Raw genomic sequence first — 21,701 nt, 5'->3', positions numbered from 1 at the left:
CTTTGTATGATAACCGAAAAATGACATATTTTCAAAAAAATATTTGCCATAGCCAACATTTTTTTAAAAAATACCACCCATTTGTCAGGGTTTGGCATTGGGTGTGATTTGGGTTTAGGCGACACGTGGAGTATTGGGCTATTGGCGTATTTTGATGTTTCTAAACGTCAGATTCACCCGACTGCCCTGCACTCGCTTTTGCTTGGGTATGCTGTGTTGCCATTGGTGTTGAATCTGCCCTGCCATGACAAGCAGACTGCCATGATATAAAGGCAATTCTAGTTTTACCGCATGATTGTCTTTAAGCCTTAATAAAAATCGTCTGGTCTGCCCAAAACTTACCGACGCTATCAAAGGATTTGCCCCAAGCTCTGATTCATCATCGGCATGCCAGCTAATATAATCATCGCCCGTGCGATAATGATTTAACAGCACGCTATTAAATCGCCTTTTACAAACATCAAATAACGCCTGATTGATGGCAAGTAGCTCATCCGTCCAAGTATTTGGCATAAGGCTAATACCCGAATACGCATAAGGGCAATCCTTATCGCCATACCATGCCGACAGGCGGGGAGTTGGGTGCGTTTTACCATACATATAAACGGTGTCTTGTTGCCAGTTGATAATGCCATCCGCCAATAAATAAGCCAAATAGCCATCACAGAATTTTTTATCAAAATAACATGGTGAATAATACAATCTACCAAATGGCACCACAATAACCACGCCTTTGCCGTCATCGTGCAGATAAGCGGTAAAGTCGGTATTCATAAATTGACTGTTTTTTATTAATTGGTCTATGGGTAATTGATTTGGCGATTGATTGTCGAAAATATCATTAAATAAATCCATGAACTTACTTTTTTATTTTACTTTTAAATGATTAGGATGTGTTAAAATTTTATAATATGATTTACAATTTGCAAGTATTTTAAAATAGCCATAATTTTAAAACAACCATAATTTGACAAATGATTATTTTTAAAACAACTTTAACCCACCCAAACTTTTACACCCATTTTAACAAATCAATCCATCATTGCCAATCGACGCCCCTGCCACGCCCAAACCATCTTTAAAAATGGCAAAACCCTATCAACGACAAGGGTTTATGGCGACAATCGCACCCACACGCCTTGATTTTTGTCATCGCTTTTTACCTTGAAATAAGGTAAAATATCCCAATTTATTTTCATATTTTTATAAAAATAGGCAAGCCATGACCGTCCAAACTTATACCCCAAGCCCCAAGCCCGCCCCCAAAAAAGCCGTCCAAGGCGAAAAACTGCGTGGCTATGATAAAGTCGCTCGCATTCCCATTAAGGTCATTCCCACCGTAGAAGCCCCCAAAAAGCCCGACTGGATTCGTGTCAAATTATCCAGCCCTGCCGAAGTGGAGCGTATCAAAGGCACACTGCGTAAACAAAAGCTCTACACCGTTTGCGAAGAAGCCGCTTGCCCCAACCTACCGCAATGCTTTGGCGATGGCACGGCAACCTTTATGATTATGGGCGACATTTGTACACGCCGTTGTCCGTTTTGTGAAGTGGCACACGGCAGACCCAACCCCCTAGATGTGGACGAGCCACGCCACACCGCTGAGACGATACTTGGGCTTGGGCTAAAATATGCCGTCATTACAAGCGTAGACAGAGACGACCTAAAAGACGGCGGTGCAGGGCATTTTGCGGAAGTTATCCAAGAATCCAAAGCCCTAAGCCCCAACTGCTTGATTGAAATCTTGGTGCCTGATTTTCGTGGACGAGAGCAAGTGGCGTTGGACATTTTGACCGAGACCGCCCCCGATGTCTTTAACCACAATATTGAAACCGTGCCACGCCTATACAAAGCATTTCGCCCCGGCTCGGACTATCAGCACTCACTAAACCTACTAAAAGAATACAAGGCACGCCGTCCCGATGTTGCCACCAAATGCGGATTTATGGTGGGGCTTGGCGAGAGCGAAGAAGAAGTCTATGCCCTGCTTGACGACCTAAAAGCTCATGACGTGGACATCATCACCATCGGGCAATACCTAGCCCCAAGTAAAAACCACGCCCCTGTGGACAGATACGTCCACCCTGATGAGTTCGCCCGTTATACCGAATACGGCAAAAAATTGGGCTTTTTTAACATCTGGGCGAACCCTATGGTGCGTTCAAGCTACTTTGCCGACCGCCAGTATTATGGCGAAGACTGCCCACCGCCTGTGCGTTCAGCTAAGGCGTTGGCGGAAGAAAAATTGGCGAAGGCGGAGAAGGGCGAGAAGGTTGGGTGTTTTTAATGCCAACCACAGTTTTTGAGTATATGGGTATAACATTTGAATGGGACGATGAAAAATACGCCAAAGTGGTGAATGCTCGCACCATTGCCTTTGAAGAATGTGCCAGTATTTTTCTTGATCCAAATTATGTTACCATAGATGATGCACGATTTGAGTATTATGAAGAATGATTTTTGACAATCGGTATGAGTAATCAGGCTCGGCTTTTGGTCGTGGTGTGGACTTTTAGGGGCGAAAACATTCGGCTAATTACAGCAGTTAAAGCGGAGAAATCATATGAAGAACGGTATAATCGTGGATACTGATTATTTTGAAGGTGTGGACTTGAATAGACCAAGTATCAAGCACCCTATTTTTGAAAAAATGCAAGCCAATGCCAAACTCGCCAAACAGCAAGAAACTGCTTGGCTTGATGAAGATTTGTCCATTTGGATAACCAATCAAGACAGTACAACCAAACGCCATATCAATGAAATAATACGGCACGCAATGGCATTAAAATTGGCAAGTGTTTAATACTGCTTTATTTTAAATTCATTTATGTCAAATTAGGCAATTTAGCTTACGCATTGGCACAAAAGAAATTGGCTAAGGCGGAAAAAGGCGAGAAGGTTGGGTGTTTTTAAACAACCAATTTAAATTTATGAGATAATGGGCGTAAATTTTGGGGACATATTTACGCCCATTGATATTTATATAAGTTGTTTATCGTTTTTTAAGGATTTTTTAAAATGAAATATTTTACTATCTCATTTTTTGTAGTAATAGCAGGTTATTTTGGTTATGGAAAATTTCAAAAAATAAAAAACCAAATTCTACAAGATGACATTCGCCAAGAATTCAAAACCACCGATTTTTTAAAACCCGACATCACAAATATAGCAAATGTCATACCAAACCCTATTATAACAGGCAAATTATCTTATCCGCGATATCAAATTACCATACAGGGAAACTTTAAAGAATATAATGCGGAAGTTTTACCGGCAGTTTCTATAGATTTTGAAGATCATATGAGTTGTTGGTCAATCATTAGCAGAGCCGAATTAAAATATCAATCACGTGCCAAAAGACAGGCTTTTGTTGATGTGTTGTATCACGATAAAGTTCAAACCAAACTTGTTATCAAAGATGTTATGGGTAAAGTAATTTTAGATGAAACGGTAAATTTAAGTGAATGCAAAAGTTTTTATTTACTAGGCAATTACAATATATATACTTATAAAAATTAAATGGACATTCTTTGATAAAATTCTGTATAATAGCAAAAAATAACACTTGTATGCCATTATGACCTCCAAAACCATTCTCTCATCAAACGGCATTCATCGCCTACACCACACCTTTTTTACCCCCAAAGGCAAGATTAAAGCCACCCTGCTCATTGTTCACGGTATGAGCGAACACAGTGGACGATATGCTGATTTTGCCCAGTTTCTTACCAATCACGGCATTTTGGTGGCGACTTATGACCAGCTTGGACACGGACAGACGGTCAAGGACAAATACGAGCTTGGTTTTATTGACGAAAAACACCCCATCCAAGCCCTGTGCAAAGACGTGGTTATCATGGCGGACAAATTAAAAGACAAGGCACGCACGCTGACCGACCCACCCACCCCCCACTATATCATGGGGCATTCTATGGGGTCGTTTGTCGTGCGGACGGTGCTGACCCACCACGCCATGAGCTTTGATGGGGCGATTTTGATGGGGACGGGCAACAGTTTTGGGGTCATCAACCACTTTGCCCTGACCGCCCTTGGAGCGATGAATTATATCAACCCAAAACGCCCCAACACCCGCTTTGCCACGCTCCTAAATCATTACCTACTCTCCCAAATCCGCTCGCCCATCTCAGCATCGCCTTTTGCATGGCTCACCGAAAACATCGACAGTATCAAAGCCTTTGAAGCCGACCCTTTGTGCGGTTTTGCATTTAGTAATAATGGCTTTGTCGCCTTGCAAGGTCTTATCAAAAAAGCGATCAATCCTGCATGGTACGCCCACACGCCCAAAGATTTTGGCATTTTACTTGTCAGTGGCAAGGACGACCCAGTCGGACGCATGGGGCAAGACATCGCCGATTTGCAAGACGAACTCATCAAACACGGCAAGAGCGTTACCGCCCAACTTTATCCCAATATGCGACACGAAATTTTGCACGAAATGGACAAAGACAAAGTCCATCAAGACATTTTGGGCTGGTTAAATCATCATATTGGCAAAATTGATTAAAACCATTGGAAATTTTGTGTTAAATCTGTGTTAAAATAGCCAGACCCCTTTAATTTCAATTTTATGATAGGAAATTTTATGAACATTGAACAAATCATCGAACAAGCCTTTGAAAACCGTGCCAATTTTGGTGCGTCTGACTGCCCTGCCGAGATTCGCTCTGCGGTTAATGAAGTGCTTGCCAAGCTAGACAAGGGCGAGCTAAGAGTTGCCGAAAAGATTGATGGTGAGTGGGTGGTCAATCAATGGGTCAAAAAAGCGGTACTTTTATCCTTTAAAATCAATGATAACAAGCCGATTGAGTCGTGCGATTTACGCTTTTTTGACAAAGTGGACACCAAATTTACCGATTGGTCAGAAGAAGATTTTAAAAACGCAGGCGTGCGTGTCGTTCCCCCTGCAGTCGCTCGCAAAGGCTCGTTTATCGGTAAAAATGTGATTTTAATGCCAAGCTATGTCAATATCGGGGCGTTTGTGGACGAAGGCGCGATGGTGGACACTTGGGCGACTGTGGGTAGCTGTGCCCAAATCGGCAAAAATGTGCATTTGTCGGGCGGTGTCGGTATCGGTGGCGTGCTTGAACCGCTCCAAGCCAACCCGACCATCATTGAAGACAACTGCTTTATCGGTGCTCGTTCTGAAATCGTGGAAGGCGTGATTGTTGAAGAAGGCTCAGTCATCTCTATGGGCGTGTATATCGGTCAATCCACCAAAATCTACGACCGTGAAACAGGTGAAATCCACTACGGACGTGTGCCAGCAGGTTCGGTTGTCGTACCAGGTAACTTGCCAAGCCCATGCGGAGAATACAGCCTATACGCCGCCATCATCGTCAAAAAGGTAGACGCCCAAACTCGTGCCAAGACCAGTTTGAATGATTTGTTGCGTACCGAGTGATTTTTAAAATTTAAAAATAAAAGCCGTCCTTTGGGGCGGTTTTTTATGGCAAATCGTGGCAAAAACAAAAAAAATCCCTTATAATAACAAGTTTTTACCAATTTTAATGCCATGCCACACCCCACCGCCTTACGCAACACTTTTATCCCCACCACTGACCCGTCCGCAGGCTTGCGTTTAACGGAGATTTTTTATTCCTTGCAGGGCGAGGCCTTGGCAATGGGTTTGCCGACCATTTTTATTCGTCTGACAGGTTGTCCGCTCCGCTGTGTCTATTGCGATACGACTTATTCCTTTACGGGGGGCGAGCGTTGGGGACTTGATGCGATTTTGGAACATATCAAACAGTATCCTTGCAAACGCATTTGCCTAACAGGGGGCGAACCACTTGCCCAGCCCAACGCCATTGCCTTGATGAAATTGCTCCTTGATAACGGCTATGAGATTTCACTAGAAACGGCAGGGGCGTTGTCGGTCAAAGATGTGCCTGTGGAAGTGTCAAAGGTAATGGATTTAAAAACGCCAAGTTCGGGCGAAGATGGCAAAAATCTGTGGGAAAATTTAGATTATCTAACTCCCCATGACCAAATCAAAATCGTCATCGCTGACCGTGCCGATTATGATTGGGCAAAAGACGTTTTGCAAAAATACGAGCTTGACAAAAAATGCGGTGTGGTGTGGTTTTCGCCCATGTTTAACATAGACGAGCGTAAATCGGACGTGCCAAATTTGGCGGTAGAGCTTGCCGAGTGGATATTGGCGGACGGATTGCCTGTGCGTTTTCAATTGCAACTACACAAAATCATTTGGGCGGACGCTAAGGGCAAATAAAACAAAAGCCGATAATCAATATCGGCTTTTATGTTATCTAATCAATCGCACACACCGCCAAATCCTTGATAATCAGCTGCAAACTCTGATTACCCTGCCACTCGTTAATGTCTAGGGTAAACAAAATATGCACCGCACTTGCCCGATAATCCCATTCGTCCACGTCATAATTAAACCAAATGGCATCTATCGGGTACTGCACGCCATCGGCTCGCAACGTCAGCTTTAAATGCTTATCCTTTAAAATGCGAAAATTAACCACTTCAAAGACCCCATCAAAGGCAGGGGGCAAAAAGCCGTTGCCCCACACGCTGACATTTTTTAGGGCATGGACAAAGGCTAAGCTAAAATCAGGCGGGGTCAGCACGCCATCGGTGTACTTTAATTCACTAAACAGCTCATCATCAAAGCCATCCACCACTTTTAAAAATTCTGTCTTAAACCGCTCAAAATCTCGCTTATGAATGGTCAAGCCTGCCGCCATCGCATGACCACCAAAATGCAAAATCAGCTCAGGATTTGCCATCGCCACCGTCTCAATGGCATCACGGATATGTACACCTGCAATAGACCGCCCCGAGCCTTTGATTAGGTCATCATCGCCCACTTTGTCAGCATCGGCAGGAGCAAAAACAATGGTTGGACGATACAACTGCTCTTTGATACGCCCTGCCACGATACCAATCACACCTTGGTGCCAGTTGTCTTGATACAGACAAATGGCTTTGGCAACACATTTGGGCTTATCATCGGATTCATCAGATAAATGTAGCTCATCAATGATACTGCTGGCTTCATCACGCATTTGTATTTCTATGGCACGGCGTGAGTGATTAAGACGGTTCAGCTCTATCGCCAAACGGTGTGCTTCGCCAAAATCGTCGGTCAGCAGGCACTCCACCCCTGTTCGCATATTATCCATACGCCCTGCGGCGTTAATGCGTGGGGCAATGGCAAAGCCAAAATCATCTGCCGTAATCTTACGCACGTCCCGCCCCGCCTGCTCCAAGAGTGCCAAAATCCCCACACAGCACCGCCCCTCTCGAATGGCGTTAAGCCCATGCGTTACCAAAATGCGGTTATTTTGGTCAAGATGACCGACATCCGCAATCGTCCCTAATGCCACAAGGTCAAGATATTTGGCGACTTGCGTGGTCGATTTACCCATCTCACGACGGATTTTGGCGACACGTCCCATGACATAGAACGCCACGCCCACACCCACGAGCCACTTACTACCGAACTCACAGCCGACTTGGTTGGGGTTGATGACCGCACTTGCCTTGGGCGAGCTACTGGTCGTCAAATGATGGTCGGTAATGACGACATCAATGCCCAGCTCGTCCGCTTTGGCAACGCCATCATGGCTCGATATCCCATTATCCACCGTGATGATGAGTTTGGGGTCAAATTCTTCTGCCCCATGCTCCACGATTTGGGGGGTCAGCCCATAACCAAATTTAAAGCGGTCAGGCACCAAAAACTGCACATCCGCCCCCATCTCACGCAAACATCGCACCATGAGCGTGGTCGATGTCGCTCCATCACAGTCAAAATCGCCCACGATAAGTATGCGTTTGTTCTCATCAATGGCACGACTGATGATGTCCGCCCCCACATCCAGCCCCAATAAATCACTCGCAGGCAGAAGCTTTGCCACAGACATGTCCATCTCATCAATACTGCCTATCTGCCGTGACACCAGTAGTCGCCCGAGTGTCTCACCAAACATCGCCGTTAGCTCATCAGGCACATCGCCTTGATGACGTGGAGCAAGTGTCAGGTGCTTAGGGGTAAACCGCCCGACTTTATCAAAGGCACGCTCAAAGTCCTGCACACTCGTGTTGGTCAGGTGTGACAAATTGGCATTGGCAAATTTTTGCGTGCTTGTCACTTGGGCGGGTTTGGGTAGGTTTGGCGATGGGTGGTTATCAAAAGGACTGTCATCGTCTTGGTAATTTTGTGTACTCATTACTTACTCTCTTTTTCTTTTGCATTTATCTTTGTGGTTATTTTAGCACAGTTTTACCAAAAAACTTGCCCTAACTTACCCCAAATCATTGCCCAAAATTTACACGATGATACATTTTGTTAGCAACTTTATTACAATGCCATCTGCATACTGTGGTATGATTTATCCATACTTTACATTTTACAAATCAATTTGGAGCAATTCATGAACCTTAGCGACCTTGGTAAAAGCACCCTAATCGCCAAAAACGTAAACGGACTTAACCTAGAACAAATCCGCCGTGAATGTCAAGAGCTTGCCAAATCTCGTGCCAAAATCTCAGCAGGTGTCGCCATCGTCCCTGTGCCATTTTTGGACGTGGCGGTGGATGTTGGTATGCTCACTAAGCTACTCCCCCAAATCACTGAGCGTTTTGGTCTAGAAGACAAAGACACTGCCGAAGCTCGTGAGAAAAACATCAAAGACAAAGTGCTTGCCGTGGGCGGACTGGTCGCCACACGTGGTATCGTCAATAAAACCGTACAAGGTTTTGGTGGGCGTATCATCGGCAAACAAGTCGCCAAATATGTACCCCTAGGCGGTCAGATTGTCGCAGGGACAATTGGTTATATGATTTTTAAAAAAATCACCTTTGACCACATCGAAGAATGCTACCGTGTGGCAAAATCCGCCCAACAAGGCAAAGCGGTTTAACCTAGGTTTAATTTAAAAACTAAAAGCAAAAGCAATTTAAAAACTAAAAGCAAAAGCAAGGTTGTTGCCTTGCTTTTTTATGATGAAGATTTATAATAAAACTTAACAATCATCAATCATTCCCATTTTTATTTTATCAACACCGCCTATTTTGCTCATTGTAATAATAATCACTTTTACTGTTTACAACTTTTTGCCGTTTTTTAACAAAGATTTTCTATTTTGGCATAATAAATCATCAGCTTTGGTTTGAGAAAATTTGTTAAAAAGGATAAAATATACCCTGTTTTTTGGGCGTGATTTTTCATGCCTTATTCAAAATCAAGACAAATTTTGTCATTTTGTCAAGCCAATCCAACATCTACAATCCCAATAATAAGGTACCGCCATGACATTTGTAGTAACCGATAACTGCATTCTTTGCAAATACACCGACTGCGTTGAGGTTTGCCCTGTAGACTGTTTTTATGAAGGTCCAAACTTTTTGGTCATCAATCCTGATGAGTGCATTGACTGTGCTTTGTGCGAACCTGAATGCCCTGCCAACGCCATTTTCTCCGAAGATGAAGTGCCAGCAGGTCAAGAAGAATTTATCAAAATCAATGAAGAGCTCTCTGCCGAATGGGCGAACATCACCGAGAAAAAAGACGCCCTGCCCGACCATGAAAAATGGGACGGCGTGGCAGGCAAAATCCAGTATCTAGAACGCTAATTTTTTAAAATCACTCACAAACCCACGAGACATCATGACACACGCCATACCCCCCTTTGATTTGTCCACCTTGCCCACCGACAAGCCCTTGACCATTGGCATTGTCGCAGGGGAAGTATCGGGCGATGCATTGGGGGCGGATTTTATGGCAAAGATGAACGCCATTTATCCAAGCATTCGCTGGGTGGGCGTGGGCGGTGAGCTGATGACCAAGGTGGGACTTGACTCGCTCATCGACATGACTCGCCTATCGGTCATGGGCATCGGTGAAGTCGTCAAGCATTTGCCGGATTTATTGCTTGCCAAAAAAGAGATTTTAGATGAGTTTTTATCCATTGGCATTGATATTTTTGTGGGCATTGACGCTCCTGATTTTAATTTACGCCTTGCCAAAAGTCTCAAACAAAAATCAGTCATCAAGCCCATTTTTTGTGTGCAATACGTCAGCCCGAGTGTGTGGGCGTGGCGTGAAGGGCGGATTTTTGGCATCAAATCTGCCACCGATTTGGTGCTGTGTTTATTCCCTTTTGAAACGGCAGTTTATGAGAAACATGAACACCCTGCGGTGTGCGTGGGACATCCCTTGCTTGACAAGATACAGGCTGATGAGCGGTCAGGGCGTGAGATTTACGATGAGTTTTTGGGCGATTATAGCCCGCTATTTCCTGAGCTTGCTCGCCTGCAACATAGCCCTGCTCGCCCTATCTGCGTGATGGCAGGTTCTCGCACCAGTGAGATTAACGCCATTTTGCCCTTGCTGATTGAGGCAATGGATAAGCTGGACAAGGCAGGCGACCACGCCTTTATCCTGCCTGTGGTGAGTCATGAACACGCCCATCTGGTCAAATCGCTCATCAAAGAGCAAGCAGGACATTTATTGGACAAATGCCACATCATCTTCACTCAAACCGCCAAAAATGTCGCCGATAACATTCATCACGCCAAAGATGACCAAGCAGGGCGACTGCCGACCACGCTCTCACTGTCTCAAAATGTGATGAACGCCTGTGAGCTGACCATCTTAGCATCAGGCACGGCAACCCTAGAAGCTCTGCTACTGCACCGCCCGATGGTCGTGGTATATAAAGTCAATGTCCTAACCTACACCATCGCCAAGCGACTGGTCAAAATCCCTTATGTCTCCTTGCCCAACATCCTAGCCTATAATCAAACAGGACAAGCAGTCGTGCCAGAGCTTATCCAAGATGACGCAAATGCCGACAACATCGCCCGTCATGCTTTGGATGCACTGGCAAATCCTAGCGAACAAATCGCCAAACTTACTCGCACTACCACTAGGCTTCGTACCGACAGTCACCATGATGTTGCCGTTAGTGTACTTATGCACTTTTTTAATCAAAAAAATGTGTTATAATGTATGCTAGCATCAAAAATTGTTTGGTAGATTTGATTGATATTCATTTAAATATCCATTCACACCAAAAGCCTTGCAATTTTTGAGATTTTTCTACATAATAAACAGTAATTCACCAAAATCTACACAATTTGGGATTTTGGTCGTTTTTATTTGTCTTTTACCATCATTTATCAATTAATACCCAAAAGGTGTCTTATGACCACGACCGACAAAACCAAAGAAGCCAAAGCCCTAACCCGTGAAGAGAAAAAACGCCAAACCCGTCAAGCCTTCTATAATGCCGTGCTTGACCTATGCATGATGGGGCAAGGGTTTAGTTCTATCAGCCTACGTCAGGTAACCCGTGAAGTAGGCGTGGTGCCGACCGCTTTTTATCGTCATTTTGATGACATGGAAGAGCTGGGCAAATCATTGGTAGAAGACGAGTTGGGTGATGCTCTATCAACCTTGCGTGAGCATATGCAGTTTGGCAAAAAACGCACCTTTGAACGCCAAATCGCTAAAAGCGTACAACTATTTTTTAAAGCGGTGGACGCTCAGCCACGCTACTGGCAATTCATCGCCGCCGAGCGTTTTGGTGGTTCAGAAGCGGTTCGCCGTGCCATCAGCGAACAAATCAAAACCTTTGCCAAGGTCATGAGCGAAGACCTGGCATTACAACCATCATTTGAACATGTCAGTGCCGGCGACCGTTATTTGCTTGCCGAGATTGGGGTAAACCTAAGTTTCTCATGGATTATCGACTGGTTAGACTTGACCTATGCCCCCGAGCTTGAAGACGATGAAGAGGCCAAGCCTGTTGATAGCGACCTAGAACGAGCCAAAGAAGCCATGCTATTGCATTGCACTCGCCAAATGCAAATGATTCTCTACGGTGCTTATAACTGGAAATCGACCGAAGAGACGGTGTTGGATGAAGATGTAAAATAAGCCAAGCCAAAAGCTGATAATTTAGACTTAATTATCAGCTTTTTTGTGTGCCAAAATCATCTGCGCTAACTCATCATCAGCAAAAAAATAAGCAGGCGGTACTTCTAAGACAGTGGCAATGTTGTTTAATGTGGTCAAATCAGGCAAATGCACACCCTTTTCATAACGGTTAATGCGTGAGCTTGCCACAAATTCATCTAAGCCAATGGCGATACCTAACTGCTCTTGGGTAAGATTTTTAGCCTTGCGAGCCACCTTAAAACGCCGTGTAAATATCTGTTGCAAACTCATAACTTTTACCCTAGATTAAAAAGTTACGAATTTCGTATATTTTACTTGATTTTTTACTACGAATATCGTAGTATTAATCACGTTCTTTTCCATTAATAGGAGTTTTTATGAAAAAACTTATGCAGATTGCTTTGCTCAGTGGCGGTCTATTTTCAGCAATAACCGCTTTTGCTGGCTGGTCATCATTTAACTACGCAAACACCCATAATAAGGTTTTTGCCACGCCTAGTGGTAATATTGTCTGTGGCGGTGATAATATTGCCAGTTCTGGCAACGCCCTTACTTGCTACATTCAAAACGTTGCCAAAAAACCTGCAAAATGCAGTGAAGGCGTTGGATTGGAATTTACCTTAAACCAGACTGGCAAAGGCAAACTCCAATGCACCAATCATGAATTTGAGCCTGAGAACGAAGCAGAAGATGTTACAAAGATTATCCCTTATGGTTCGTCAATCAACGGCAACGGTTGGACTTGTACTAGCCAAACCACAGGCATGAGATGTGTGAATAAATCAGGACACGGTTTTCAGTTAAGTAGAAACAAACAAACCCTGTTTTAATTTTCCAAACAAAAACCGATTAATTCACTTAATCGGTTTTTTGTCATTTAATTCAATGAAAAATCAATCAATCGGCGGTGTATAAGTGCCATTTTTAATATCATCTTTGATACGCTCGGCTTCTGCTAATACCTGTGATAACAAGGCTTGTACGTTTTCAAGTGTAGCAATTGGGCTTAATGTGGTCATCTTTAATGACTGTACATTTTGACGGCTGTCAATCACGCGAGTTACGCCAATATTGGCTTCCCCACGGGCAAACAGCTCATCCGCCACGTTTTGATTTAGGCTATCAATAAACTCATCAGGATAGCCATCTGGCACAACACGGAACAACACGGACGCAAATTGCGGCTCAACCAGTAGCTCCAAACCGTCCGTATTACGGATATAATCCGCCACCTGTTTTGTCAAATTCACCCCGTGGTCAATCATTGAGCCGTAAAGCTCCTCGCCCAACGCCTCCACCGTAAACCACAATTTTAACGCATCAAATCGGCGAGTGGTCTGCAAAGACTTTGACACCAAGTTTGGCACGCCATGCTCTTCGTCATAAGCAGAGTTTAGATACTCGGCTTCATAGTGCATAAAGCGGTAGTTTTTCTCATCTTTTAGTAAGAACGCACCGCACGAGATACTTTGGAAAAAGTGCTTATGAAAATCAAGCGTGATAGAATCCGACAGCTCCACACCATCAAGCATATCACGGTAGTCGTTAGATAACAGTAACGCTCCGCCCCACGCTGCGTCAATGTGTAGCCACGCACCATAGTCATCGCACAGCTTGCGGATTGTTTTGATGTCGTCAATCGCCCCTGCATCTGTCGTGCCTGCTGTTGCCACCACGCACGCCACGATTTTGCCATCTGCCTGTAAGTCCGCCATGATGTCGGCTAGGGCTTTGGTGTCCATCTGGGCGTTGTCACCCACAGGGACGGTAACGACCGATTGAAAGCCCATTCCCATCATCGCCATATTTTTTTGTACGGAGAAGTGGGCATTTTCAGAGCAAAGTACTTTGACTTTTTGCATCGCATCAGGCGGAATGCCATCACGTTGTACCGACCACGCTTTGCCGTTGTCGTCTTGGTAATGTTTGCTAATCGCCCAATCACGAGCCAACAGCACGCCCATCAGGTTGGACTGCGTACCACCTGAAGTAAATACCCCTGCTGTGCCACTGCCATAACCGACCTTTTGGCGTAACCAGTCAATGAGCTGAACCTCCATGAGCGAGCCTGCAGGCGACTGATCCCATGAGTCCATTGATTGGTTGGTGGCGTTAATCAGCACTTCGGCGATTTGCGAAGTTACCATCGTTGGGCAATGCAAATGGGCGAGCGAGTGGGGGTGGTGGACTTTTAGGCTTTTGTTTAAAAACAGCTCCACCAAACGCTCAAGCGACTTTTGGATGCCCAAGCCTTCTTTGCTTGGATTAAAGCTAATTTCGGAGCGGAGCTGTTTGATACTACCGCCTGTGTACATTTTGTCGTTTTTTAGCCAGTTTGAGACGGCTTGTACCGCTTGGGTCATTGCCGTTTGGTAGTCAGCGATGGATTTGTCGTCATTGCAAAATAGGGCTTGGCGGTGTTGTTGAAAGTCTGCCATCAAAAAAACTCCTATATAAAATTTATGATTTTTTGGCATATTGCTGATAGAACTTCAATTTATTTACTTCTATCGATGCAATAATTTCTTTTTCCAATTGGGAGCGAGAAATGGAACTTTTATTCTGTTTAGCTGACACCTTAATTGTTAAAACAAGTTCATTTAAACTTTTACTTGACACATCGACAGAGGAAAATTCAAAATCAATACTTGCCGTACCAGTTATATCTTCATAATTTATGTCATAATTACATTTCACGCCATACAATTTAATGTAGGGCAAAATCTTTTCATCCGATACAAAAAATAAGCTATGCAAATCTTTTCCACCCATATAAGATGAATTTACTCTGTTCTCCATCCAATGAATTTCAGATGGTAAGGTTTCCGCTTCCTCATCTGGACCGAAATTTATGTTTTCAGTATCTTTGAATCTTAACAAAGATGTTGGATTCCTTGTTAATTCCTTAAAAAAGGCAATGCGAGATTTATTATCAAAATCCGCAAATCCAATAATCAGTAACTCCTCATCTTTGGGAATAAAATCTTTTTCTGTCCAAGTTTGAATAAACTTTTTTACAACCTTATCACAGAACTTTGATGTCTCATCTGCTGTATGAGTTAATGACATTGTGAGTGTTCCAGTTTTAGAATCTCTCTTGAATTCAATTTGCCCCTTATGCTTTGTTTTGTTTTTACCCAAATTTTGCAATAAATCATCCCGCTCCAACTCAAAGTCAATATAACCATGATTCGGATTATGATTTATCAGGGTGAAATTACTTACATCAAGTAATCTTAATGTTTCAAACTGACTATCTATCAAGCCATCATAATTTATATCAGGCAAACAATCAATTAAGTCTTTATCTGAAACCCATTTAATGGTTCTGGTTTTGAATTTAGGTGTAGACTCTTTTATTTTAAGTAACGCCTTTAACTCTTGAAACTCATAAGGGGATAGGCCAGTTTTGATTAAGATAGTTCCCAAATCAGCTTTATCGCTAGATGAACAAAATACACCGCGATCACGCAAAATATCTTTCAAGGTTTTGGCCGTAATTGCTGGTTGAGCGATAAATTGACGCAAAAAATCTCTTGTAGGTAATAAAATTTCTTGAGACATATCAGGTTGATAATTTTCAGTCATGATGATAAATCTCCCAAATTTGATAAATAGGATTTGATAGTTATTTTATCTGAAATAGATGAACCAACTTTCGATAGCTGAAAATCTTGCTCATATTCATATATACCAGCATTATAGTCAGGAAACAAAAATAAATATTTACATTTTATTTCACTTGTATATTCTTTGCTAGCCTGTATCAGGCTAAATAAATTTTCTCTATTAAAATCATCTCTAGATACCACACAAAAAATATCCAGATCTGTATTATCGTCCTTTCGTAAGCGAATTAGAATAATAGATGATGTTAAAAATTCCACAGGCAAAACTTTGCCAACACGAGACAAATCAATATTGTAATTTAAAGTGGTTTCTGGATAATAAAAATCCATTTCATAATCTGGGTAATTTTTCCTTATATATGTCAAACTTGAATATAAAAAATAAGCCTGTCTTGTATCAACTACATAAAATGTTTCAAACTTGGTTTCAAAATCACCAATATCCGAATTGCTAATTAAACTAACAATATCATCTTTGTCATCAGAATTGTGGTTACTTAGCCAAAATAATACACCTGATGTTTTATGCTTTTTAAATCTTCCCAGTTGTTTGCGTTGTTCTTGTTGTAATTCAGAGTTTTTATAACATTCCATCACTCCTGTCAAGTCTAAAGCATAGGATTTAAATTTGTCTTTAGGATTGTTTGGGTAGGGTTCATTACTATATTTTACTGAAACAATAACACTCTCCAAAGTGTCACTTTCTGATGGACTTGCATAACTAAATAACACATCCAAACCGTGTGCATTTCGCTTCCCAGACTTAGATTCTGGGTTAGCATGCTTTTGAGGTTTTAAACAAGGCATATCTATACCCGTTCTAAGCTCTGTCCACCCTAGCAAATTCAAAAAATTTTGAGCAATATCCTCACCAATTTCACCAATTCGTTTTGATTTTTCACCCATAATACTCTCCCAACTAGACATAAATAATGGGGCTGTAGTAGATTACACAATGTGATATACTACAAATATGAAGATAACCCGTTGTAAACTAAATAAAAAAAGCACAGCTAAAACCGCTTGAATTTTTTGTAGCACAAGTTGCTGCTAGAACAGCAAGTGATTTGCTTGGTATTCAGCATAACTCATCAGCTTTATTTTACCACAAAATCTTAACTTGTGATAGAATACCATCTTGCCCAAGAAGCCAAAGAGCTGTTTGATGGCGAGATTGAGCTTGATGAAAGCTATTTTGGCGGTGTTCGTAAGGGCAAACAAGGTCGCAAGTGCAGGTGGTAAGACTGCTGTTTTTGGTCTTTTAAAGCGTAACGGTAAAGTCTTTGTTGTTGTGGTTAAAGACACTAAACCAGACACCTTAATGCCTATCATCACAAGCAAAATCAAGCCTGATAGCATTGTCTATACTGACAGCTACAAAAGCTACAACGCCCTTGATGTGAGTGATTTCAAACACTTTCGTATCAATCATTCAAAAGAATTTGCACAAGACCATAATCACATCAAGGCACAAGAAAACTTCTGGTCGCAAGCCAAACGAGTGCCGCCGATACTACAACAGCATTGACAAGAAACAATTCCATCTTTTTATCAAAGAATGTGAGTTTAGATTTAACTATGGTAACCATCAAATCAGCTTAAAGTGCTGAGAAAATGGTGTGGAGTTTAGGCTTATCTAGCACAATCCCAAAACAATTATATAATCTAAACGGCAAAATCCACCGTGAGCGAATTTTGCCGTCTGTTTGATTGGCGATTAAAATTAACCACGCACCGCTTTGACCGCTTGTTCTACCGCTTTGCCAAAGCGTTCAATGACAAGCTCACACTCTTCACGGGTGATGGTGATTGGGCAAAGCAGGCGAACGACCGTACCACCACGACCGCCCCTTTCAAGAAGTAGCTTGTTGTCAAAGCACGCCTTTTGAATCGCCACCGCAAGTTCATTGTCGGCAGGGTATGAGCCGATTCTATCTTTTGGCTGTCTTTCGTCCACAATCTCAATGCCAGTCATCAGACCCTTGCCACGCACATTGCCAATACAAGGATAGGTTTTGGCAAGTTCGTTTAATTTTTCACGCAAAAATTCGCCTTGCACACGAGCATTTTCGGTCAGATTGTTTTTGCTAATCTCTTCTAACACATTATAGCCTGCCGCCATCGCCAGCTGATTGCCACGGAAAGTACCTGTATGCCCAGCAGGTAGCCAAGCATCAAATTTTTTGTTAATCGCCAATACGCAAAGTGGCAAACCGCCGCCCACCGCCTTAGACATCACCACCACATCAGGGACAATCTCGGCGTGTTCAAAGGCAAACATCTTGCCAGAGCGAGCAAAGCCAGCTTGCACTTCGTCTAAGATTAGCACGATGTCGTGGCGGGCGGTTACTTCACGGATTTTTTGCAGCCATTTTTTGGGAGCAGGGACAACACCGCCTTCGCCTTGAATGGCTTCTAGGATAACGGCAGCGGGTTTTACCACACCACTTTCTACATCTTCGATGAAGTTTTCAAAATAATAAGTCAAAGCGTCCACACCAGCTTCACCGCCAAGCCCTAGCGGACAACGGTATTCGTGCGGATAAGGCATAAACTGCACGCCTGCCATGAGATTACCGACTTTTTCTTTGGCAGACAAATTGCCTGTCATCGCAAGTGAGCCGTGCGTCATGCCATGATAACCGCCAGAGAATGCGATGACATTATCACGCCCTGTATAGGTTTTGGCAAGTTTGATGGCGGCTTCTGTACCGTCTGCCCCTGTTGGGCCGCAGAATTGTAGGACAAAATCTTTTGGAAAAAATGACAACAATTTTTCGGTAAATGCGTCTTTGATTGGCGTAGTGATGTCAAGGGTATGCAGTGGCAAACCGCTTTCTAGCACGTCTTTAATGGCATTGATAGTGGCAGGGTGATTGTGTCCTAGGGCAAGTGTCCCAGCACCTGCCAGACAGTCAAGGTATTCATTGCCTTCAACATCTGTTACCCAGCACCCTTGTGCTTTGGCAATGGCTAGTGGAAGTTTACGGGGGTAGCTACGGACATTTGACTCCATTTGGTTTTGACGAGTCAAATAGTAGTCGTTGGTTGCGTTGGGAGCAAGGGTTACGGGGGTTTTGTTCATATCAATTACCATCTTGATGAATAAAAAAGCCAATGATTGGCAACAAAAAACCTACACGAAATCGCATAGGTTCTAAGATTTGTGCAACGCACAAAAATGGCAGACAAACCAAACTTGTTAAAATCAATCAAGTTTTGATTTGATATTGGGAATGGAGTTTTTAATCTAAAACAACAAACTTACTATCATTTCGTTTTGTCTAAGCTATCTTAAAACCTTTGTTAAGTTGAATTTGAGGTCATTTTACCACACACGATAAAATGATTGTGTTAAAAAATGTACAAGTAGGATAAACCCCACATCAAAAATATGACTTTTAAATATCGCTTTAAAAAGTCGGCTTATTGTACACCCTTTTTTTTAAAAGTAAAGCCATTTTGGTAAATTTATCCCAAAAAAATCCCCACATCAAAAAAATAATCGCCTTTTCGCCTCAAAATCCTTTGCAAAATCTGCCAAATGGGTGTATAACTATGTCTTTGCCAACCACTCTTTATTGTAAGGATTTTTCATGACTTTATCCCTTAACAAAGACAAAATCCGCTTTTTGCTCTTAGAAGGCGTGCATGACAACGCCCTAAAAGTGCTAAACGAAGCTGGCTACACCAACATCGAATACATCAAAACCGCCCTTGATGAAGATGAACTCATCGAAAAAATCAAAGACGCCCATTTCATCGGCATCCGCTCGCGCACTCAGCTGACTCGCAAAGTGCTAGAATCTGCCGAAAAACTCATCTGTATCGGCTGTTTTTGTATCGGTACCAACCAAGTGGATTTGGACGCCGCCTTAGAGCTGGGCATTCCCGTCTTTAACGCCCCCTACTCAAACACTCGCTCGGTCGCGGAGCTGGTGCTTGCTGAGACCATCATGCTCATGCGTGGCATTCCTGAGAAAAATGCGGTCGTCCATCGTGGCGGCTGGAACAAATCCGCCAAAGACAGCTATGAAGTGCGTGGCAAGACCATGGGTATCGTGGGCTATGGCTCTATCGGCTCACAGCTGTCCGTCCTGTGCGAAGGACTGGGCATGAAAGTCATCTATCATGACGTGCTGACCAAACTGCCACTGGGTAATGCCGTACAAGTGGGCAGTTTTGATGAACTCCTAGAAAAAGCTGACGTAGTAACCCTGCACGTCCCTGACCTGCCTAGCACCCGTAATATGATGACCGCTCGTGAGTTTGGTCTTATGAAAGACGGCTCGTTCTTTATCAACGCTGCTCGTGGTGGGTGTGTGAACATTGACGACTTAGCCGCCGCCTTGGAGAGTGGCAGACTGCTCGGGGCTGCCATTGACGTATTCCCCAAAGAGCCAAAATCGGCTGATGAAGAGTTTATCTCGCCCCTTCGTGCCTTTGAAAACGTCATTCTCACCCCCCATGTCGGCGGTTCTACCCAAGAAGCCCAAGCCAACATCGGTCTAGAAGTCGCTGACAAATTCGTCCGCTATTCTGACATGGGCGACACGACAAGTGCGGTGAACTTCCCCAACGTCTCCATTCCGTTCACGGACAAGAGCCACCGCCTGCTACACATTCACCAAAACGTCCCTGGTGTACTCTCGCAGGTCAACGCCTCCTTTGCGGACGCTGGCATCAACATCACCGCCCAGTCGATGATGACTCATGGCGATGTCGGCTATCTGGTCATGGACGTGGACGACCACGACTCTGCCAAAGCCTTAGAACGCTTGCGTTCCGTACCGCAGACCATCAAGGTGCGTGTGTTGTTTTGATAGCGCCTAAATAACCCAAAAAATAAAACCACTCGTGATGAGTGGTTTTATTTTATTATTCTCTGCATGATATTGGCGTATATTTATCCTTCCAGCCAGCCGACCTTTCTTCTAGTACGCATGACCACAGACCGTCTGCACCACGCACCATAGATATCTTTGCTCCTGTTAATGCCTTATAGGACTGTTTGCCAAATTCAGCTGTAATCTTCTGAAATTTATCCCCATTGTTTGTAATACTGGCAATATACACCAAGTTGGATGCAGGATCTTCGGTCATGCCAATATACTCATAACTCTCATTATTAATAGCTTGCTCTGGTTTTAATGTTGGTAATCGCCCATCCGATAAAATGGTATCAATTACTGTACGAGTTGCATTAATCTCATAATACACCCTATTCACCTGAGCTTTAGCAATATAATCTTGATACATAGGTAAGGCAATCGCTACCAACGTCCCGATGATTGCTACCACAATCATCAACTCTATTAAGGTGAAGCCCTGTTGGGCATTTAAATTGTTTTTCATCATAACTCTAGTAAAGAAATTAATATCTGATATAATTAAGCAATTTCTGTACCAACTTTTATTTTATGACATCACTTACCCTCTCTTTGATAAAAACCAAAGCTAAAGCCGGTATCACTCACTTTACCATCTCGTTGCTCATCTTCTGTTTTGTGGTAGCTTGGGTATATTTTTTTGCTTATCCTGACGTGTACTTTACCATGGCGGGGGCGATACAGGGGCTTACCTTGGTCTTCTTGATAGATGTCGTGCTAGGACCTTTGTTGTCATTTTTGGTGTACAATCCTGCCAAACCTAAAAAAGAAATCATCTCTGACTTTGTTATCATTGGTGCCGTTCAGATTGCCGCCTTGGCATATGGTCTGACCACACTCTACAAAGAACAACCTCAAGCAGTCATCATCTACCCCAAAAGCTCAGCAACGGTTATCAATAAACGCGAGATGACCGATTTTGAATTGGGCGAATTATCGCAATATGAAAAACTAGGCAAATTACCTGCGGCTGTCTATACACCAGATCGAAAGCACTCTTATCAGTCCATGTTACAATCTTTGGATGTTATTAAAGAAACCGATCTAGCCAATCGACGTACTCTTGCTCAAAATATGGATGATTCAGCCGTCCTGCAAAGTTTGGAAAAACAATACGGCAAGCTGTATATCTTATCTGTCATGGCAAAATACAATGGAGCATACTTCGCCCTTGATGAAGACTTTAACTTGGTAGCAAAATTTGGCGAAAAACCAATCTCTTAA

The 21,701-nt window shown here is 43.2% G+C and carries 22 protein-coding genes and 1 pseudogene; 15 read left to right on the top strand and 8 right to left on the bottom strand.

What is annotated here, in order from left to right; translation table 11 throughout:
* Window positions 1–138 precede the first annotated feature (138 nt).
* Entirely contained in the window at window positions 139–855 is a 717-nt protein-coding gene (locus DX073_RS09435; RefSeq protein WP_115007768.1) for an alpha-ketoglutarate-dependent dioxygenase AlkB family protein, read from the bottom strand.
* A 367-nt stretch (window positions 856–1,222) separates the two neighbouring features.
* On the opposite strand from DX073_RS09435, the gene lipA reads away from it, so the two are divergent.
* From lipA to queE, 7 genes are all read left to right on the top strand, one after another.
* Window positions 1,223–2,287, top strand: coding sequence for a lipoyl synthase (lipA, locus tag DX073_RS09430; RefSeq protein ID WP_115007766.1), 1,065 nt, complete (start codon window positions 1,223–1,225; stop codon window positions 2,285–2,287).
* Window positions 2,287–2,457, top strand: coding sequence for a BrnT family toxin (locus tag DX073_RS09425; protein WP_115007764.1), 171 nt, complete (start codon window positions 2,287–2,289; stop codon window positions 2,455–2,457). Before lipA ends, DX073_RS09425 begins: the two co-directional genes overlap by 1 nt.
* 106 nt (window positions 2,458–2,563) lie before the next feature.
* The gene (locus tag DX073_RS09415) at window positions 2,564–2,803 is read left to right on the top strand and encodes a hypothetical protein (RefSeq protein ID WP_181814415.1); all 240 of its coding nucleotides are present in this window, start codon (window positions 2,564–2,566) and stop codon (window positions 2,801–2,803) included.
* Window positions 2,804–3,018: 215 nt separating this feature from the next.
* Window positions 3,019–3,519 carry a hypothetical protein gene (locus DX073_RS09410; protein WP_115007758.1) on the top strand — a complete coding sequence of 167 codons (501 nt, stop codon included), beginning with the start codon at window positions 3,019–3,021 and terminating at the stop codon, window positions 3,517–3,519.
* A 58-nt stretch (window positions 3,520–3,577) separates the two neighbouring features.
* Window positions 3,578–4,525: an alpha/beta fold hydrolase gene (locus DX073_RS09405; RefSeq protein ID WP_115007756.1), complete on the top strand. Its 948-nt coding sequence runs from the start codon at window positions 3,578–3,580 to the stop codon at window positions 4,523–4,525.
* A gap of 78 nt (window positions 4,526–4,603) precedes the next feature.
* Window positions 4,604–5,422 (top strand): 2,3,4,5-tetrahydropyridine-2,6-dicarboxylate N-succinyltransferase, encoded by an 819-nt coding sequence (gene dapD, locus DX073_RS09400; RefSeq protein WP_115007754.1) that lies wholly within the window; start codon window positions 4,604–4,606, stop codon window positions 5,420–5,422.
* Between the two features lie 111 nt (window positions 5,423–5,533).
* Complete coding sequence (gene queE, locus DX073_RS09395; protein ID WP_115007753.1) at window positions 5,534–6,253, top strand: 7-carboxy-7-deazaguanine synthase QueE; 720 nt, start codon at window positions 5,534–5,536, stop codon at window positions 6,251–6,253.
* Window positions 6,254–6,290: 37 nt separating this feature from the next.
* Here the strand turns inward: queE and recJ are convergent, their stop codons facing one another.
* Window positions 6,291–7,985, bottom strand: coding sequence for a single-stranded-DNA-specific exonuclease RecJ (gene recJ, locus DX073_RS09390; RefSeq protein WP_115008323.1), 1,695 nt, complete (start codon window positions 7,983–7,985; stop codon window positions 6,291–6,293).
* Between the two features lie 444 nt (window positions 7,986–8,429).
* On the opposite strand from recJ, the gene DX073_RS09385 reads away from it, so the two are divergent.
* The 4 genes from DX073_RS09385 to DX073_RS09370 all read left to right on the top strand — a co-directional run bounded on the left by DX073_RS09385 (window position 8,430) and on the right by DX073_RS09370 (window position 11,938).
* Window positions 8,430–8,918, top strand: coding sequence for a hypothetical protein (locus DX073_RS09385; RefSeq protein WP_112741875.1), 489 nt, complete (start codon window positions 8,430–8,432; stop codon window positions 8,916–8,918).
* Between the two features lie 388 nt (window positions 8,919–9,306).
* On the top strand, window positions 9,307–9,630 hold the full coding sequence (fdxA, locus tag DX073_RS09380) for a ferredoxin FdxA (RefSeq protein ID WP_079324764.1): 324 nt from the start codon (window positions 9,307–9,309) through the stop codon (window positions 9,628–9,630).
* A 70-nt stretch (window positions 9,631–9,700) separates the two neighbouring features.
* The gene (locus tag DX073_RS09375; protein WP_404932940.1) at window positions 9,701–11,005 is read left to right on the top strand and encodes a lipid-A-disaccharide synthase; all 1,305 of its coding nucleotides are present in this window, start codon (window positions 9,701–9,703) and stop codon (window positions 11,003–11,005) included.
* A 198-nt stretch (window positions 11,006–11,203) separates the two neighbouring features.
* Window positions 11,204–11,938, top strand: a complete 735-nt coding sequence (locus DX073_RS09370) for a TetR family transcriptional regulator (protein WP_181814414.1) — start codon at window positions 11,204–11,206, stop codon at window positions 11,936–11,938.
* A gap of 27 nt (window positions 11,939–11,965) precedes the next feature.
* Here the strand turns inward: DX073_RS09370 and DX073_RS09365 are convergent, their stop codons facing one another.
* Window positions 11,966–12,229, bottom strand: coding sequence for a helix-turn-helix domain-containing protein (locus tag DX073_RS09365; protein ID WP_115007749.1), 264 nt, complete (start codon window positions 12,227–12,229; stop codon window positions 11,966–11,968).
* A gap of 107 nt (window positions 12,230–12,336) precedes the next feature.
* On the opposite strand from DX073_RS09365, the gene DX073_RS09360 reads away from it, so the two are divergent.
* A complete protein-coding gene (locus DX073_RS09360; protein ID WP_115007747.1) occupies window positions 12,337–12,789 on the top strand; it encodes a DUF6636 domain-containing protein in 453 nt (150 codons plus the stop codon).
* A 63-nt stretch (window positions 12,790–12,852) separates the two neighbouring features.
* Here the strand turns inward: DX073_RS09360 and DX073_RS09355 are convergent, their stop codons facing one another.
* Genes DX073_RS09355 through gapS4a form a run of 3 tightly spaced genes read right to left on the bottom strand, consistent with a single transcriptional unit; the run spans window position 12,853 to window position 16,494 of the window.
* Window positions 12,853–14,397, bottom strand: coding sequence for a pyridoxal phosphate-dependent decarboxylase family protein (locus tag DX073_RS09355; protein WP_115007745.1), 1,545 nt, complete (start codon window positions 14,395–14,397; stop codon window positions 12,853–12,855).
* A 22-nt stretch (window positions 14,398–14,419) separates the two neighbouring features.
* Complete coding sequence (gene gapS4b, locus DX073_RS09350; RefSeq protein ID WP_115007743.1) at window positions 14,420–15,547, bottom strand: GapS4b family protein; 1,128 nt, start codon at window positions 15,545–15,547, stop codon at window positions 14,420–14,422.
* A complete protein-coding gene (gapS4a, locus tag DX073_RS09345) occupies window positions 15,544–16,494 on the bottom strand; it encodes a GapS4a family protein (protein WP_115007741.1) in 951 nt (316 codons plus the stop codon). The genes gapS4b and gapS4a overlap by 4 nt, the downstream gene beginning before the upstream one ends.
* Window positions 16,495–16,561: 67 nt before the next feature.
* Here gapS4a and DX073_RS09340 point away from each other — a divergent pair.
* Window positions 16,562–17,218, top strand: a pseudogene (locus DX073_RS09340) (IS1595 family transposase).
* A gap of 93 nt (window positions 17,219–17,311) precedes the next feature.
* On the opposite strand, the gene DX073_RS09335 reads toward DX073_RS09340, so the two are convergent.
* Window positions 17,312–18,673, bottom strand: coding sequence for a diaminobutyrate--2-oxoglutarate transaminase (locus DX073_RS09335; RefSeq protein WP_115007739.1), 1,362 nt, complete (start codon window positions 18,671–18,673; stop codon window positions 17,312–17,314).
* A 511-nt stretch (window positions 18,674–19,184) separates the two neighbouring features.
* Here DX073_RS09335 and serA point away from each other — a divergent pair.
* On the top strand, window positions 19,185–20,411 hold the full coding sequence (gene serA / locus DX073_RS09330) for a phosphoglycerate dehydrogenase (RefSeq protein WP_115007736.1): 1,227 nt from the start codon (window positions 19,185–19,187) through the stop codon (window positions 20,409–20,411).
* 55 nt (window positions 20,412–20,466) lie between these two features.
* On the opposite strand, the gene DX073_RS09325 is transcribed toward serA, so the two are convergent.
* Window positions 20,467–20,943, bottom strand: coding sequence for a pilin (locus tag DX073_RS09325; protein ID WP_181814413.1), 477 nt, complete (start codon window positions 20,941–20,943; stop codon window positions 20,467–20,469).
* A gap of 65 nt (window positions 20,944–21,008) precedes the next feature.
* Between DX073_RS09325 and DX073_RS09320 the strand changes: the two genes are divergently transcribed.
* On the top strand, window positions 21,009–21,701 hold the full coding sequence (locus DX073_RS09320; protein ID WP_115007734.1) for a hypothetical protein: 693 nt from the start codon (window positions 21,009–21,011) through the stop codon (window positions 21,699–21,701).

It is taken from the genome of Moraxella lacunata (genome assembly GCF_900453205.1).
Classification (GTDB): Bacteria; Pseudomonadota; Gammaproteobacteria; order Pseudomonadales; family Moraxellaceae; genus Moraxella; species Moraxella lacunata_B.
Note: the sequence above shows the minus strand (reverse complement) of the source record. Positions and strands in the feature narration are given on the sequence as shown.